Source organism: Acetobacter sp. AN02 (genome assembly GCF_029759835.1).
Classification (GTDB): Bacteria; Pseudomonadota; Alphaproteobacteria; order Acetobacterales; family Acetobacteraceae; genus Acetobacter.
In genome coordinates, this window is record NZ_JAJJND010000054.1 from 1 (window position 1) to 17643 (window position 17643).

Annotated in this window: 11 protein-coding genes; 5 read left to right on the top strand and 6 right to left on the bottom strand. The window is 60.3% G+C overall.

Translation table 11 applies throughout. From position 1 onward, the window contains the following. Positions 1-57 precede the first annotated feature (57 nt). Positions 58-1767, bottom strand: a complete 1710-nt coding sequence (gene iolC / locus LOC54_RS07810; RefSeq protein ID WP_279313263.1) for a 5-dehydro-2-deoxygluconokinase — start codon at positions 1765-1767, stop codon at positions 58-60. A 185-nt stretch (positions 1768-1952) separates the two neighbouring features. Between iolC and LOC54_RS07815 the strand changes: the two genes are divergently transcribed. Beyond that, positions 1953-2816, top strand: coding sequence for a MurR/RpiR family transcriptional regulator (locus LOC54_RS07815; RefSeq protein ID WP_279313264.1), 864 nt, complete (start codon positions 1953-1955; stop codon positions 2814-2816). Between the two features lie 26 nt (positions 2817-2842). On the opposite strand, the gene LOC54_RS07820 is transcribed toward LOC54_RS07815, so the two are convergent. The 5 genes from LOC54_RS07820 to LOC54_RS07840 form a co-directional block, all read right to left on the bottom strand. Further along, the gene (locus LOC54_RS07820) at positions 2843-4318 is read right to left on the bottom strand and encodes a cytochrome c (RefSeq protein WP_279313265.1); all 1476 of its coding nucleotides are present in this window, start codon (positions 4316-4318) and stop codon (positions 2843-2845) included. Between the two features lie 3 nt (positions 4319-4321). Then, positions 4322-5578 (bottom strand): GMC family oxidoreductase, encoded by a 1257-nt coding sequence (locus LOC54_RS07825; protein ID WP_279313266.1) that lies wholly within the window; start codon positions 5576-5578, stop codon positions 4322-4324. 1 nt (position 5579) lies between these two features. Continuing rightward, the gene (locus LOC54_RS07830) at positions 5580-5918 is read right to left on the bottom strand and encodes an FAD-dependent oxidoreductase (protein ID WP_279313267.1); all 339 of its coding nucleotides are present in this window, start codon (positions 5916-5918) and stop codon (positions 5580-5582) included. Between the two features lie 12 nt (positions 5919-5930). Next, entirely contained in the window at positions 5931-6494 is a 564-nt protein-coding gene (locus LOC54_RS07835; protein ID WP_279313268.1) for a sugar dehydrogenase complex small subunit, read from the bottom strand. Between the two features lie 103 nt (positions 6495-6597). After that, positions 6598-8058, bottom strand: coding sequence for a sugar porter family MFS transporter (locus LOC54_RS07840; protein WP_279313269.1), 1461 nt, complete (start codon positions 8056-8058; stop codon positions 6598-6600). A gap of 400 nt (positions 8059-8458) precedes the next feature. Here LOC54_RS07840 and uvrA point away from each other — a divergent pair, with 400 nt between their 5' ends. The 4 genes from uvrA (at position 8459) to LOC54_RS07860 (ending at position 17623) form a co-directional block, all read left to right on the top strand. Then, positions 8459-11380, top strand: a complete 2922-nt coding sequence (gene uvrA / locus LOC54_RS07845) for an excinuclease ABC subunit UvrA (protein WP_279313270.1) — start codon at positions 8459-8461, stop codon at positions 11378-11380. Between the two features lie 175 nt (positions 11381-11555). After that, positions 11556-13685, top strand: coding sequence for an EAL domain-containing protein (locus LOC54_RS07850; protein ID WP_279313271.1), 2130 nt, complete (start codon positions 11556-11558; stop codon positions 13683-13685). Between the two features lie 31 nt (positions 13686-13716). Next, on the top strand, positions 13717-16257 hold the full coding sequence (locus LOC54_RS07855; protein WP_279313272.1) for an ATP-binding protein: 2541 nt from the start codon (positions 13717-13719) through the stop codon (positions 16255-16257). A gap of 424 nt (positions 16258-16681) precedes the next feature. Continuing rightward, positions 16682-17623, top strand: coding sequence for a crotonase/enoyl-CoA hydratase family protein (locus tag LOC54_RS07860; protein ID WP_279313273.1), 942 nt, complete (start codon positions 16682-16684; stop codon positions 17621-17623). Positions 17624-17643 lie beyond the last annotated feature (20 nt).

Genomic DNA, 17643 nt, shown 5'->3' on the forward strand with positions numbered 1-17643 from the left:
ACAAACTCAAATCTACTTTCCTCGCAGCCGTGCAGTTCGCTTCAATCATCATACTGCTTAACTGACGACACGACGTAAAATCATCACACCCCGGCAATGCGGATCACGCGCCCCGATCACATCGGCAATCGCCTGCCATGCCGCAGGATTCTTCTGCCCCTCAAGCTTCCACCAGTCCGGACGGATCCCGATATCATACAGACGATCCAGCACCGCAGCCACACTTCCGGTCTCCAGAGGACCGTTCTTGCCCGCAATGATCTCAATCAGAACCTCACGCCCGGTCCTGCAGCAGGCGTCATAGACGCGGAACAGTTCACGCTCCTGACGCAGCTTCAGCTCCTCCGGATCATCCGGATGATAGAAACACAGGCACTTGATCGTCTGCTCAACCGGCCACTCGGTCAGATGCGCCCCCAGACTGCCGCCACATTCAAACTCAAGAGGACGGGAGCCGGTTTTTTCAACAGGACGTGCAATCCACAGCCCCTCATGAGACGCATCCGTCAGAGCATCACGGCCATAAATGCCATCCATGAAAACCCCGAAACCGGCCCGGCCCTGCCGCACACGTGTGGCCGCCCTGATAACCAGACGCTTGAAGGCGGAAATCCGCTCAAAAGGAACTCCGACCTCCCGGGCAATCTCCTCAAGCTGCATCCTGTGATCACAGGCCAGAGCCATGACAGGCGTGGCCTGATGACGACGCGTCGTCACACGATGAAGATGGCTGAGCTCCGGGTCCTGACGCAGCGCACGGAATTCACTGCCGTTCTTCAGAAAATACTGCAGCTCTTCCCAGGTCGGAATTTCCTGAGAGCAGAGCAGGCGGGAGACGGCAAACGCCCCGCAGGCATTGGCATAGGTGCAGCACTCCGTCAGCGGCTCACCCCTGATCCAGCCCCTGAGGAAACCGGACATAAACGCATCCCCGGCCCCCAGCGTATTATAGACCTCAATCGGGAAACCAGCCCCCTTCACACCCTTCTCGATATCATCGGGAATGTCGCCCTCAAAGACAACGCATCCCATCGGCCCGCGCTTGCACACGATGGTGCCGCCCGAGACAGCCCGGATATTACGGATCGCCGTCAGCGTATCCTCGCTGCCCCCCGCAATATGGAGCTCCTCCTCGGTGCCGACAATCAGGTCACATTCCGGAAGAACGGACATCAGAAGGGACGTCACTTCTCCCGAGCGCACATACCGGGACTCTCCCTCCCCGATATCCGCCAGACCCCACAGATTGGGCCGGTAATCCACATCAATGGCCACCCGGCCACCGGCCTTACGCGCAATCCGCATCGCCTTGCGCTGGGCCACCGCACTCGCGCTGCGGGCAAAATGCGTTCCGCTGACAAGCACGACCTTCGCACGCTCTATAAAGGCCGGATCAATATCCTCCTCGTTCAGAGCAGCATCCGCACAGTCCGTGCGATAGAACAGAAGAGGGAACGTGTCCTTGTCACGCACCCCCAGAATGGCAAGCGCCGTCAGTCTGTCCGGATCCGTCACGATGCCATCCACAGACACACCCTCACGCGCAAGCTGCTCACGGATGAACCGGCCGAAATTCTCGTTGCCCACACGCGTGATAAGACCGGAACGCAGCCCGAGGCGGGACGTGCCGATGGCAATATTGGCCGGACATCCGCCCACGCCCTTGCTGAAACTGGCCATATCCTCAAGACGGCCGCCGATCTGCTGGCCGTAGATATCGACAGAGGAGCGCCCTATGGCAATGACATCCAGATCAGACGAATCCATCTTACGTACTCCCCTCCGGTTGGTTCCGGCCTCCTTATAGAACGAATATTCTATTTATTGATATATTTTAGAATACATTTTCCCTTCTTTTTCGTCGTTTTCACCTTATGGTGATGCAGGAGATCCCCCGGGCAGCACATAAATCCAGACCTGACCGGCAGCAGAGACGATCCGGAGTTGATTTGATGCCCTCATCGCGCACATGCGCTGCCACCCGTGAGTCTCAGGATTCCGCTCTCTCCTCAGAAGATTATGACGCCTTCCATCAGCAGCTCCGCGCACGCTACGCCACACTCCCCCCGCGCCTGAAGCAGATTGCGGACGCCGTGCTCGCCAGCCCTGACGACGTGGCTCTGGGCACGGTCAGCAGCCTCGCCGCCATCGCACGCGTACAGCCCTCGACGGTCGTGCGTTTCGCACGGACCTTTGATCTCAACGGCTTTTCTGAAATGCAGGCCATCTTCAGGGATCGTATCCGCAGCCGCTCAATCTCCTACGGAGAGAGGGTCAACGCCCTGCATGCGGCCGACGGCAGCCCGGCCAGCGCCTCGGCCCTGCTCGACGGATTCTACGAAGCCGCGCTGGCATCCCTGCAGGCCATGCACCACCATATGGACCGCACCAGGCTCGATGAGGCCATCACACGCCTCGCACAAGCCCGCCGCATCTATATCCTGGGCCTGCGCCGCTCGATGCCGGTCGCCCGGTATCTCTCATATCTGTTCACGAAAATGGAGATATCCCACCGCATCATCGGCCTGGAATCCGGCATGGAGGATGAGGCCATGCTGTCCGCAGGTCCGGAAGATGCAGCAATCGTCATCAGTTTTACGGTCTACGCAAAACGGACTATCGAACTCTTCAGGGCGCTGGAAAAACGTCACGTCCCGATCGTGGCCGTCACGGACAGCCCGGCAAGTCCGGTCATCCCTTCATCCGGGCTGTGGCTTGAGGTCATGGAAGCGGATTTCATGGGATTCCGCTCCAACGCCGCCACAATGGCCCTGGTGATGACACTGGCAACAGCCGTTGCCGAACGCCGGGAATAAAAACACCCGGCGGAGACGGTAAATCCTCAGTCCTCTTCCTCTGATATCGTCATAACAGCCCTGGCGCGCCGTCCGGCCCCCAGAAGATACAGCCCCGCAAGTGCGGCCACACCACAGGCCACGGCTGCCCCCAGGACACCCGAAAATTCCGACAGAACGGATCGCTGCCGCTCGGCACGAAGAGCCGCAACATCCTCAGCAGATACCCGAAGGGAAGAATTGCCAAAGCGGTGCAGGACATACTCCGAAACCGCTGCAATCTGCGCATCATTCAGCTCATCGCTAAAAGCGGGCATGACAACATCCCCGTCATCGGTCTCACGATGCACCCCTTTGAGGATCGCCATGACGAGATTCCTCGCAGACGGTCCTCCGGTCGAACTGTTCCTGAAAAGGGAAGGGAAAAACTGATCCCCCGTACCCTCGCCATGCAACTGATGACAGGACGCGCAGGCACTGAGATAAATCCGCGCCCCCCCCGTGCCTGAACCGTCCGCCATGGCAGCAGCAGACCGGTCACGCCCGAAAGCATACGCATCCATATCATCCGGTCTGGCAGACAGAACTCCATACGCAGGCACGCTCTGTCCGGACTCACGCACCGGCGGAACCGTCCTGAGATACCGCGCGATCGCCCGAAGATCAGATTCCTCAAGATGCCGCAGCCCGTGGGAAATCGCCTCAGCCATCCCCCCGGCCGCCTGACTCTTCCCGGCCACGGAACCGGTTTTCAGATAGGTAACCAGCTCGTCCTCACTCCACCCCCCGATCCCGCTGACAGTATCGGACGTGATGTTCGGCGCAAACCACCCGCCGACCGGAGCCCCCGCCAGGTGACGTGACCGGTCCTCAGCCATCAGGGCATTGCGCGGCGTATGACAGCCCGAACAATGCCCGGTGACCTCAACAAGATAACGCCCGCGTTCAATACTGCCCGGGGCCATATCCCCGGAACGAGCAGGCCGGCTGCGTGCAAAAAGAGCGTTCCATCCGATCATCAGATGACGGAAGCTGAACGGGAAAGGAAGTTTCGTAACCGGAAGCGCCGGACGCTCGACAGGCCGTACCGCCTTCGTCAGATAGGTATAAAGCGCATGAATATCATCATCCGACATCCCGCCATAAGCCGGATAGGGCATGGCCGGATAAAGATGACCATGAGGCGTCACACCCTTTCGCACCGCACGCGCAAATTCAGCCTCGGACCATCCGCCAATTCCGAACTCTGAAGAAGGGGAGATATTTTTTGCAATAATCGCCCCGAGCGGAGAAACGATCCTGTACCCCCCGGCATAGGGCGTGCCATCAGCGCCGGTATAACAGGCCGCACAATCCGCCATACGCGCAACATACGCCCCCCGCGCAATCAGCTTCTGCAGATCCTCCTGTCCCGGACCGGAGATTTCATGCGTCCCGGAAGGGGAGGGGGCCGCCGCCCGCACCATCCCCGGAAGGGAAGCCATCCCGCAGAGCAGCAGGGTTCTGATCATTCGTACAGCCATGGATCAGATTTCTCTCTCGATGATATCAGCAGACCGGATCGCCAGAGCAACAGCCGCCAGGGTGGGATTGACCACACCGCTCGCCGGAATCACCCCCGTCGTCGCCATAAACAGATTCGAATGATCCCAGCTGCGACATTCATGATTGACAACGGAGCTGCGGGGATTGTCCCCCATGATCACGGTCCCCATCAGATGATCCCGGTTCTGCCACCCGGACTCATCATCAATGACGGTTCCGTTCATGGTTTTCACGAATGTCCTGAAATCCTCCTTCGCTCTGGCCGCCCCGCGCGCAATATAGTCGTCCGTGTCATAATGAACGGTCAGCGCGGGAATACCCAGAGCATCCTTCCTGGTGGACGACGGCTGCACGCGGTTATGCGCATAGGGCAGCATCTCGAAAGTCGTAGAAAATTCCACCCAGCGTGATGACATAAAGCGGATCTGCTCATCGAGCCTGCGGCCCGTCACCCCCCGCGACAGCAGAATCCGCGTCACCTCCTGATTGATGACGGCATTATTGATCGAATGCTTGATCGCGGCATGCTCAGACCGGAACGGACCGTCTCGCCAGTTGAAAATCCCGCCCTGCTGAATGGGACCGCGGCCGGGCCAGACAGGCTCATCTGCAAGAAACTGCAGACCGATCCCCGTATGATCCATAAGATTACGCCCGACCTGATCGGAAGAATTGGCCACGTCAGACATCAGAAGAAGCTTCGGAATCTCAAGCCCGTTACACGCCAGAACGAAACAGCGGGCCGTCAGCCGCACATCACGATGCTCCGACGTCCTGTAATGCACGGCCGCGATTTTCCCGCCCTCACCCTTCTCGATCCTGAAAACGGTTGCGTCCGTAATGAGTTTCGCCCCGCAGGCCTCGGCATGTCTGACATGCACCTCCCCCGAATACATCGCCCCGATCGGACAGACAGGCATGCAGTTGTTGTTGCCGCAGCAGGCCGGACGACCGTCATAGGGCCTGTTCGTCCGGACATGAGGCTCATGCAGGAAAATATATCCCTCCGGCCCCAGCCGCGCCTTCAGACGCTGGAAATAATAGGTCTCTGACTCATTCTGGACAGGGTAGGGGGCGGAACGGGGCGGAAAGCAGACACCACTCTCCAGACCGGACTGATCCTCCGTGTCAGAGCCCGAAACCCCGAGATTATACTCGGCACGAGTATAAAAAGGCTCAAGATCCTCATAGGATAAAGGCCAGTCACGCCCCACGCCATACAGCGTCCGCAGCCGCATGTCATTGGGAAGGAACCGCCACGTCGCTCCCCCCCCAGTGCCACGTCGTTCCGCCCACAAGACGCAGCATTCCGGGAAGAAACCGGAATGTTCCCGTATTTTCAATATATCCCGGCGTATAGGAATTCGGAGCATACGGCGCATTGGGATACGGATCGTTCCGGTTGACCTTGCGCGACGACGTGCGGAAATTCTCAACGATCTTCCAGCGCGGAATCCGGATGCCGGACTCAAGAATGATGACCGATCTGCCCTTCCGCGCAAGCTCATACGCAAGATTGCTGCCAGTCACGCCGGAGCCGACGACAACAACATCGGCATCATACGAGGATGCAGTCATATTCTTCTCTTTTCAGGCAGAAAGACATGTCCGGTCGGATTTAAGAGAGGCAGGAGGCTCCTGCCAGTAATCCGTCCGGCCAGGCGTATAGGAAGGAGGCGCCGTGACATCGGCGGTTGGCCGGAACATCAGCGCACTCTCATAAGCAACAAAGGCGGAATCATCCTCGCTGCATAACGGTTCAGGCGTGCCGGTATATCCGAGATACCACGCGGAAATAATATGCAGGGCCGCGGCAGCCGGTTCAGGATACTGCCTTGCAAAATCATCGAACATTTTCATATCCGCAAGACGTCCCGTGCAGATGGCCCCCAGCAGATCCGAAACGGAAGCCGCAAATGTCGCATCTGCGGAAGACAGCGCCGCATATGCCCGAGCCGCAACGGCAGGACTCAGATCGTTCTTGCCGGTCAGGAAACACGAAACCGTAAGAAAATCAGACGATGATACAGAATCATCCCCCCGGAGAGGCGCCGCAGACGCCCGCGGCACATCCGGAGCACTCCGTTCAGGAGAACGGCCGGAAGTCCGGGAAAACAGCCGTGAAAGAGCACGCAGCAGATCAGAGACTATCATCTTCTCTTTCCTGGTCTTCATCCGTCAGAAAATTCCCGTCAGTGTCCGGCGGAAAACACCTCCCGCCGGACACTGCCATCTGCCCCCGTCAGCTCTCGATCCGTCAGGACTCCTGATACTCCGCACCGACAGGAGATGAGGATCCCGGAGCAAGACTCATCATCGTTGTCTCAATTCTCTCCAGAGAAATACGCTTCGTCTCGGGAATATAGCGCCACACGAACCACATGGCGAAACAGCCCGCCGCAGCAAACAGCCACATGGAGAACGCCCCGTGGAACCGCTCGTTCAGCCATTGATTCTGACTGATCATCGGGAACCCCTGAGCAACGATGAAATTCGCGATCCAGTTGGACGCAACCGCGATGCTCATGCCAATAGCCCGGAAACGGTTCGGGAAAATCTCGGAAACCAGAATCCACGTGACAGGCCGCCAGGAAAAACCGAAGGCAAACATAAAGCCAAGCATCCCGATCAGGGCAAGAGGTCCGGTGCTCTGGGAATAAAGCGCCCAGGACACGACCAGCAGGCTGAGGATCATAAGAACGGAACCATACTGCATCAGAGGTCTGCGCCCCTTCAGATCCACGATCCACGCTCCCGGAATACATCCGAGAAGCAGCGCAAACCCGATCCAGATGGTCTGGAAAAGTGCCGCCTGCAAACTGCCGCTGGTCGACTGCAGAACCATCGGGGCGTAATACATCATGGCATTGATGCCCGTAACCTGCTGCAGAGCCGCCACGGCCGCTCCGACAAACACGATCCAGCGCGCATTACGGTCCGCAAACATCTGCCCGAGGCTCAGGCCTGTATTATTCGCGGAACTGCCGATCGACTCACGGATTTCATCCATCAGATTCTCGGCGTGATGCTCATTGGAAATACGCACCAGAGTCCGGCGCGCCTCATCCTCACGTCCCTTGAGCATATGCCAGCGCGGAGACTCAGGAATGAAAAACACCGTTACACAGAACAGGATACACGGAATGATCTCAGAAGCCAGCATCCAGCGCCAGCCCATCGTCTGCAGCCACAATGCAGAGGCCGTCCGGGCAATGAGGTAGTTGACGATAAAGACCACAACCTGACCGAGAACGATCGCAAACTGCTCCATGCTCAGCGCACGGCCGCGCATGTCTTTCGGAGAAACCTCAGACATATACATGGGAGATACGGCCGATGCGACACCCACAGCCACACCGCCCAGCATACGGTAGAGCACGAACCAGAAAAAATCAGGAGCCAGCGCGGCACCGACGGACTGGATCGAGAATATCACGGCACAGATGAACAGGGTCATCCGCCGGCCCAGACGATGCGCCAGCCACCCGGAGATCAGTGCCCCGAAAATACAGCCGAACACGACGTTCGAAACCGCCCATCCCGTCTCGGAGGCGGAAAGATGGAAAAATTCCTGCAGCGGCCCGATCGCCCCTGAGATCACCGAAGTGTCGTACCCGAAAAGAATACCGCCAAGGGCGGCAACGGAGCAGATTTTCAGAACATAGGCGACATCATGCCGCTCCGACTTCACCATGACCACGTCTGAAATGCGGTTCATTTTTCTTTTTCTCCCGCGCATGAATTCCTGATGCCGGAAACGACAGATAGCAGGACACGACCCGGCGATTTCTCGTGGACGGAAGATGCCCGGCCGACCCGCCCGGGACTCCCGGTCACAGGCCACCGGAATACAGGCCTCCGGACCACGGATTGCCTATAGAACATATGTTTCATTTCAGGAAAATAAATAGAACATTTTTTATAAATCTACCCGGAACACGATCCGGTGATCGCCGGATTCGGACCACGCAGTCCCGAAGAACGAAACGGAAATCCGCAGTCCTGACCACGGTCCCGCACGCTCTTTTTCCTGAGACACCACAAAGCCTTACCTCAGAACCCGGACGCGCCTATGTAAGGAGACCAGATCACCCGGCTACGAGGAGACCGCCGCCGCAATGGACAGCGATTCTTTCCCCTCAACCCACGCCATCCGCGTCCGTGGCGCGCGGGCACACAACCTGCGCTCCGTGGACGCAGACATCCCGCGCGACTGCCTGACCGTCGTCACCGGGCTGTCCGGTTCGGGAAAATCCTCCCTGGCCTTCGACACGATCTACGCCGAAGGACAGCGCCGCTACGTGGAAAGTCTGTCCGCCTATGCCCGGCAGTTCCTCGAACTGATGGGCAAGCCGGACGTGGATTCCATCGAAGGCCTGTCTCCGGCCATCTCGATCGAACAGAAAACCACCTCGAAAAACCCGCGCTCGACCGTCGGAACCGTCACGGAAATCCACGACTATATGCGCCTGCTCTGGGCGCGCGCGGGCATCCCGTACTCCCCCGCAACCGGCCTGCCGATCGAGGCACAGACCGTCACCCAGATGACAGACCGCATCATGGCCATGCCCGAAGGCACGCGCCTTCTGCTGCTTGCCCCCGTCATCCGGGACCGCAAGGGAGAATACCGCAAGGAAATCGCCGAACTGCAGCGCAAGGGCTTCTCCCGCGTCAAGGTGGACGGAGAGCTGTACGAAATCGCGGACGTCCCCTCCCTGAACCGCAAGCTGCGCCACACGGTCGAGGTCGTCGTGGACCGCATCGTGGTCAAACCCGGAATCGAGTCCCGGCTCGCGGACAGCCTCGAAACCGCACTCGGCCTTGCAGACGGCGTGGTCTGCACGGAAGACATGCCGCGTGACGAATCCGCGGCCGTCACCCGCACGACCTTTTCCGCCCGTTTCGCCTGCCCGGAAAGCGGCTTCACCCTGGAGGAGATCGAACCCCGCCTGTTCTCCTTCAACGCACCGATGGGCGCCTGCCCCTCCTGCGACGGAATCGGAACGGAAACCTTCTTCGACCCGCGCCTCATCGTGCCGGACGAGAAGCTCTCCCTCGCACTTGGCGCCATCGCCCCCTGGCGGGGCAATAAAAGCGATCTGTACGAGCAGACTCTGGAAAGCGTCGCCGCCCATCTGGGGGTCCGTATGGACACACCCTGGCGCGAACTCCCGAAATCCGCACAGGACGCAATCCTCAACGGCACGAAGGAAGACGTAAACTTCCTCTATCGTGACGCGAAAAAAAGCTACGCCGTCGCAAAACCCTTCGAAGGTGTCATCAGAAGTCTCAGACGTCGCATGGCCGCAACCGACAGCGTCTGGGCGCGGGAAGAACTCGCACGCTACCAGGCCGACAAACCCTGCCATGTCTGTCATGGCGCAAGACTGAAACCGGAAGCGCTCTGCGTGCGCGTGGCCGGAAAAAACATCGCGGAAGCCTCAGACCTGTCCATCCGGGACGCCTTCGCCTGGTTCGACTCCGTGCTCCCGACCCTCACGCCCCAGCGCGCGGAAATCGCCCGCCGTATCCTCAGGGAAATCACGGACAGACTGAAATTCCTCGTCGATGTCGGGCTGGACTACCTCACCCTCGCACGCGGCTCCGCCACGCTCTCCGGCGGAGAAAGCCAGCGCATCCGTCTCGCCAGCCAGATCGGCTCGGGCCTGACCGGCGTGCTCTACGTGCTGGACGAACCCTCCATCGGACTGCACCAGCGCGATAACGACCGCCTCCTCGCCACGCTCGACAGGCTGAAAAAACTCGGTAACACCCTGATCGTTGTGGAACATGACGAGGACGCCATCCGCGCCGCGGACTGGCTGATCGACATGGGACCCGGCGCCGGTGTCAGCGGCGGCACGGTGATCGCCGCCGGAACCCCGGCCGAGGTCGCGCAGAACAGAGACAGCCTCACCGGAGACTATCTCTCCGGCCGGAAATCCATCCCGGTCCCCGCCACGCGCCGGCCGGTCGATCCGAAACGCATGGTCACCGTCACAGGTGCCACCGGCAATAACCTCAAGGACGTCACGGCCCGCTTCCCGCTCGGCACCTTCACCTGCGTCACCGGCGTCTCGGGCGGCGGCAAGTCCACCCTCGTGATCGACACGCTTTATAAATATCTCTCGCGCAGACTGATGGGCTCCGGGCAGTCGCCCGCCCCCTGCGAGGAGATCACAGGTGTCGAGCTGCTCGACAAGATCATCGATATCGACCAGTCCCCGATCGGTCGCACCCCGCGCTCCAATCCCGCAACCTACACCGATCTCTTCACACCGATCCGGGACTGGTTCGCCGAACTGCCCGAAGCCCGCGCCCGGGGCTACAAACCCGGCCGCTTCTCCTTCAACGTAAAGGGCGGACGCTGCGAAGCCTGCCAGGGCGACGGCGTCCTGAAAATAGAGATGCACTTCCTGCCGGACGTGTTCGTAACCTGCGATGCCTGCAAGGGCGCCCGCTACAACCGGGAAACCCTGGACATCAGATTCCGCGGCAAATCCATCGCGGACGTCCTCGCCATGACCGTTGACGAAGCCCGCCCCTTCTTCGACGCCCAGCCCCGCATCCGGGACAGGCTGGCCATCCTGCAGAAGGTCGGCCTCGGATACGTCGCACTCGGACAGCAGGCCACAACCCTCTCGGGCGGAGAGGCCCAGCGCGTCAAACTGTCGAAGGAACTCGCCCGCCGCGCCACGGGACGCACGCTCTATATTCTGGATGAACCGACCACCGGCCTGCATACAGAGGACGTCCGCAAACTGCTCGAGGTCCTCCATGCCCTGGTCGGGCAGGGCAATACGGTCGTGGTCATCGAGCACAATCTGGAGGTTATCAAGACCGCAGACTGGATTCTCGATATCGGCCCCGAAGGCGGAGACGGCGGCGGCCGGATCGTCGCCGAAGGCACCCCCGAAGAGATCGCCGCCTGCCCGCAGAGCCACACCGGCCGCTTCCTCGCACCCTATCTCAGACGGACGGCTGAACCGCCTTCCGCCCCGGCCGCCCGGCGGAAATCCCGGAAAAAGGCAGCCTCATGACAGCCGGACAGAAAGCACGGCGAATCCACGGTGCAGACCGCCAGGGACAGACTGAAATCTCTGTGCAATATTCCGGCAATATAAGCGGGAAGATCAAGGGCAGGGCCGGTGTCAGGCCCTGCCCGCCGTGGCGCGTAAAGGCCGCCCGGACCGCAGAAGAACTACAGGGAACCGGATGCGTCTGATAGCCATAGTTGATGACCGGGCCACGAACAGGGCCATCTTCTCACGACTCGCCATGTCGCTGGGAACGAATATCCGCGTCACGACCTTCAGCACATCCATGGAAGCCCTCGAATCCTTCGAGGCCGGGGAAATCCCCGATCTGGTCATCACGGATTACCGTATGCCGCTGATGGACGGCGCGGATTTCACGGCCCGCATCCGCGGCTTCGACTGGGGATGGGACGTCCCTGTCCTGATCGTCACGGCCTATGAGGACCGGGCCTACCGCATCTCCGCCCTCGATTCCGGAGCCACCGATTTCCTCCTCAGCCCGGTCGATCACACCGAATTCCTTACCCGGGTCCGCAACCTGCTCCAGCTCCGCTGGCACCAGCTCCGCGTCCGCCGTCACGCCGCCCGGCTCGAGAAGGAACTGCAGACAAGCCGGGAAGCCCATGTGGAAGCCCTGCGCGAAAGCCGCGACCAGCTCATCCAGGTCATCGACTCGATCCCGGCCTTCGTCAGCGCCTCGGACGACAAGGGCAACTGCATCTTCTCCAACAAGTTCCAGACCAACGTGATGGGACCAGCCGTCAGCTCCACGGAAGAAAGTCGCAAGGCCGACCAGGTCATCCTGCAGAACGGACTTGCCGTCCCGCGCTACGAGGAAAAGGTCCGGGACCGCTACGGCCTCGAACGCTACCTGCTCACTTCCAAGGTGCCGCTGCACGACGTCACGACAGGCCGCCCCTATATCCTGACAACCTCGCTCGACATCACAGACCGCAAGAAAGCCGAGCAGGAACTCCAGAACCTCGCCTGGACCGACCAGCTCACCGGCCTCGTCAGCCGCTCCCGGCTGGAAACCATGCTCCGTTCCTCCCTGCAGAACAGCAGCCCGGAGCTCTCCCACGCCTTCCTGCTGATCGACCTGGACCGCTTCAAGGGCGTCAACGACACGCTGGGCCACACCTCCGGAGACGTGCTCCTGCGCAAGGTCGCGCAGAGACTGCGCCTCGCCCTGCCCGGACCGGGTCTGATCTGCCGCCTCGGCGGAGACGAGTTCGCCATCATCCGCCCCGTCGAGAACAGGGAAGCCGCCGCAGACCTGGCCGAACAGCTCATCCGCATCTTCGATCACCCCTTCTCCCTGTCTGAACGCAAGGTCGTCGTCGGAGCCAGCATCGGCGTGCGCCTGTTCCGGCGGGAGGAATGGGACAGTTTCGAGACCCTGCTCCGTCAGGCCGATCTCGCCATGTACCGCGCCAAACACGAAGGCGGCAGCCGCTACGTCTTCTTCAGCCACGCCATCGAGGAAGAGTTCCGCCAGACCACGGAACTGGAACAGGCCCTGCGCGAAGCCGTGGAAGAACGCCGGTTCGTCCTGCACTACCAGCCGGAGGTCGATCTCACCACCGGCAGACTGACCGGCGCGGAAGCCCTGCTGCGCCAGGTGCGGCCGGACGGCTCCCTGTCCATGCCCGGAGAATTCCTCGGCATCGCAGAGGAAACCGGGCTGATTATCCCCATGACGCTGTGGTGCCTCCAGGAAGCCTGCCGTCAGGGCGCGGAATGGGCCCGCGCAGGGCTGAAACTGCGGATCGCGGTCAATATCTCCGGCATCCTCTTCCGGCATCACAACCTGCACGAACTCGTCACCCGCGCCACGCTCCGGCATGGATTCGATCCCTCCATGCTGGAACTGGAACTGACCGAAACCACCCTGATCGAATCCAACAGACACGCCGCCCAGCAGCTCACCGCCCTGCAGCAGATGGGCGTCTCCATCGCCATCGACGATTTCGGAACGGGCTACGCCTCGCTGATCTACCTGACCCGCCTGCCGATCCGGCTCCTCAAGATCGACAAGATCTTCATGAATGATGTCACGACCTCAGCAGAGAACCAGGCCGTCGTGAAAGCCATCATCAGCCTCGGACAGACCCTCGGAAAACGCGTGATCGCGGAAGGAATCGAGACGGAATCCCAGCTCGCATGGCTCAGGGATCACGGCTGCGAACTGGGGCAGGGATATTATTTCAGCCCGCCCCTGCCGGCTGAGGATTTCACGGCCCGGTTCTCCGGCAACGCCGCCGAAGCAGCAGGCGGGGCGGTATTCCCGGTGGACTCAGTGACATGATAGGCCGGCATCCCGCACGGGACGCCGCCGCATGACACGATATCACTCCCTGCGGAATATGCTCAGACGCGCGGTCGGGGTGTCGGACGGAGAACACCAGATCGTCCTCAACCGGCTGATCCTCGCATCCGTCGTACAGATCTACCTGCTGATCCTGATGGCCGGACAGCATATCTCCCCGGTCCTCTTCAGCCGCGTGTTCGGCCTCGCCGTCATCTATCTCACCGGCGGCCTGATGATCGCCTTGGCCATGCTGAAGGATCCGCGGCCCTCCGTTCCCCGCCGCCTGCTCCAGATGGCCTGGGACCTCGGATGCCTCTCCCTGGGCATGGCCGTCGGCAGCCTGTCGATCCTGCCGCTCTATCCGGTCTATCTCTGGGCCATCCTCGGATACGGATTCCGCTTCGGCCTGAAATACATGATCATGGGCGCCGTCGGCGGCGCCGTCGGATTCTGGGCTGCCGTCCACAGACTCGAGGTCTGGCAGCACACCGGATATCTCTTCGGCAGCCTCGTGCTGGCCCTGCTGATCGTCCCGATTTACTCCGCCACACTGATCCGCTTCATCTCCCGGATGCGCAAACAGGCCGAGGAAGCCAGCCGCGCCAAAAGCCTCTTCCTCGCCAGCGTCAGCCACGAACTGCGCACACCGCTCAACGCGATTCTCGGCATGTCCGGCCATCTCTCCGTCACATCCCTCAGCGGAGAACAGCAGGATATGGTCCGGACCATCAGCACCGCCGGAGGCTCGCTGCTGCAGATGATCGAGGGCCTCCTCGATTTCACCCGGGTCGAAAGCGGCCACGGCTCCATCCGCGCTGGAGATTTCAGCCTGGTCGGCCTGGTCGGGGAAATCCGGCGGATCACCTCGGTCGGAACACTGCGCAAGGACGTCGCCTTCAGCGTGTTCATCTCCTCGCGCACACCGCCAAGACTGAACGGAGATGCCCGGCATCTGCGCGATATCCTGCGGAATCTCGCCGGAAACGCAGTCAAGTTTACAAGCCTCGGATACGTGCTGATCCGCGTCGATGCGGCCCCGGCCACCGGCGGCAGACTGCTCCTGACCATAGAGGTCACCGATACCGGAATCGGTTTCGACAAAAGCGTGGAAAGACGCATCTTCGAACCGTTCACCCAGGCAGACGACTCCGTGGTGGACCGCTTCGGCGGCTCCGGCCTCGGCCTCACCATCTGCAGCCGCCTGGTCACGCTGCTGGGCGGAAATATCGACGTCCGCAGCCTCCCCGGAGAAGGCAGCGTCTTCACCGTCACCCTGCCGATGCAGCCCGCAGAACCGCAGCCCTTTGTCCCGGACGAGAAACCCGCACCGGTCCTGAACGACATCCTGCTGCTCTCCCGCGATCCGGAAGTCTGCGGCCCCCTGCGGGCGCGGCTTGCGGAAACCGGAATCACCGTCACCCTGGTCACGACAGCCAGCGAACTGACCATCCTCCTCCTGGAAGCAGACTACCCGAGATTCGTCCTGTCAGACGGAACGCTGGAACAGGAACGGATTCTGTGTGATGCAAGCCACCGCATCTGGCTGGGGACTCCGGGAGACAGCGAGTCGCGTGGGATCAACGCCCCCGTACACGCCGTCACGGCCCTCCAGCCGGATGCGGACGAAAAGGCCGTCAGCGCCTTTGTCGCCCTCCTGCATGAGCTTCACCGTTCCGAAACCTTCCCTCTCACGGACCCGCAGCCGCAGGTCGCCCGGCCTTCCCATTCCACACAGCAGACGGAGCAATCCCCCGAGATGACCGGCCGCCGCGCTCTCCATATCCTCGTCGTCGACGACAACACGGTGAATCAGAAAGTGGTCTGCAAGACCCTTTCCGCAGAAGGCTTCTCCTGGCGCACGGCCGATAACGGAGAGGACGCGCTCGACTGTCTGGATGAAGAGGAGTTCGACCTCGTCCTGATGGACGTCAACATGCCGGTCATGAACGGAATCGAAGCCACCAAACTCTACCGCTTCAGCGAGATTGCCGTCAGCGGGCAGAGACTGCCCATCGTCGCCCTCACGGCCGACAGCACGGATGAAAGCCACGAACGCTGCAGGAACGCAGGCATGAACGCGGTCCTGGTCAAACCGCTCCAGGCAGAAACACTCACGAAAACCATCCTGTCCCTGATCCCCGACGCCCGGGTCCGCATCCGCCGCGGGGCAAATGCCGGCGCAGGCTGGTCCCGCCCGGACGAGGGCGTGATCGTTCCGTTCCCGCCCCAGACCCTCAACCGCAAGACCCTCCAGAACCTCTTCGATCTCGGCGGAGAGCAGTTCCGCGCCGAAGTCATTTCCGATTTCCTCAGGGAAGCCGCCGCCGTCCTGACACAGATCGAGGACGCAACCTCACGCAGGGACTGGTCGCGCGTCTCGGAAGAAGCCCATGCCCTGCGCAGCGCCGCCTCGAATGTGGGCGCCGATCACCTGACAGCCCTGTGCGGAGCAATGCAGACAGGCAGCTTCATCTCCAGCCCGGAAAACGCCACAAAACAGCTGCAGCTTATCGCGCAGGAAATGAAGCAGGTGCAGGAAGCGTTCCGTCCGTACTGCGACTCGCGATAGGGCGAATCAGTGCTGAACGGGACAGTCAGAACATTACCAATGGGCCATAAATATCAAATTTTCGTCAAAAATAATGTCTCAATCGTCTCGGTCTTTAATCGTTTCGTGAAAAATTCGTCAGACGATCCATTTTCGTTAAATAATGATTGATTTTTAAAAAACGATCCGTGTGAAAATACCGTTATTATGTAAGGCGATTTCTTTTTTTCCGGACGCAATCATTATTAATAATAATGTTTTTAAATATAATAAATATAATTAAAATAATAATATTTATTAAATAAAGAAAAATCCAAAAATATATACAAAAGTAACTCTACTTGAAACCTGAAATACTTTCTGTTGTCAAATAGCCGTATTCCCGCCCTGTCATGCTGAAAGACAGGAACTCACGGAAAATATTGATAACCGGAGGTCTGGTCTCATGTCTTCTGCAGCGCTCAACAGCACTTTTCCCATTTCCGCGTCTGTCGGCACAGCAGCGCAGAACATCATGACACCGGACAGCGAGACGGATATCGCCGCCCGCACATTCAGCGGAATCAATCCCGCCACAGTCGATCCGATCTATGAGGCAGCCGCCCGGACCCTGTGGATTTTCATGCAGCCTGATGGCCGCCCGAGCTTCACCCCGCAGCTCCTGCGCGACCTGCACCTGACCCAGGCCACGCTGAGCCAGGTCGTCACCAGCGCCGGAACCGAAGCCCGCCCGGTCCGCCACGTCGTCGTCGCCTCCCACGTCCCGGGAATCTTCAACCTCGGTGGCGACCTCGCCCTGTTCTCAAAGAAGATCCGCGAAAACGCCCGCGAGGAGCTGCGTCGTTACGCCCATGCCTGCGTCGATGTCGTATTCGCCAACGCGGATGGCTACGGCCACGACCTGACGACCGTGGCCCTGGTGCAGGGCGATGCGCTCGGCGGCGGTTTCGAGGCCGCACTCTCCTGCGACGTGATCATCGCGGAAAAGGACGCAGTGTTCGGCCTGCCGGAAGTGCTGTTCAACCTCTTCCCCGGCATGGGCGCCTACACGCTCCTCAGCCGCCGCATCGGCATGAAAGCCGCCGAGAAAATGATCCTCAGCGGCCAGACCTACAGCGCCGGAGAACTGCACACGATGGGTATCGTGGACGTGCTCGCGGAACCCGGAGAAGGTGAGGCCGCCGTGCGTGATTACCTCTCACGCCTCGACCGCCGCTACAACTCGCACCACGCCATGTCCCGCGTCCGCCAGCACGTCAATCCGGTCAGCCACCAGGAACTGCGCGACGTCACGGATATCTGGGTCGATGCCGCCATGAAACTCACGGACTTATACCAACCGTTTCTTGATCAGACTCACGGGGTACCCATTGGGCTAAAAATGTGATTCACAGGATGCTGATCATT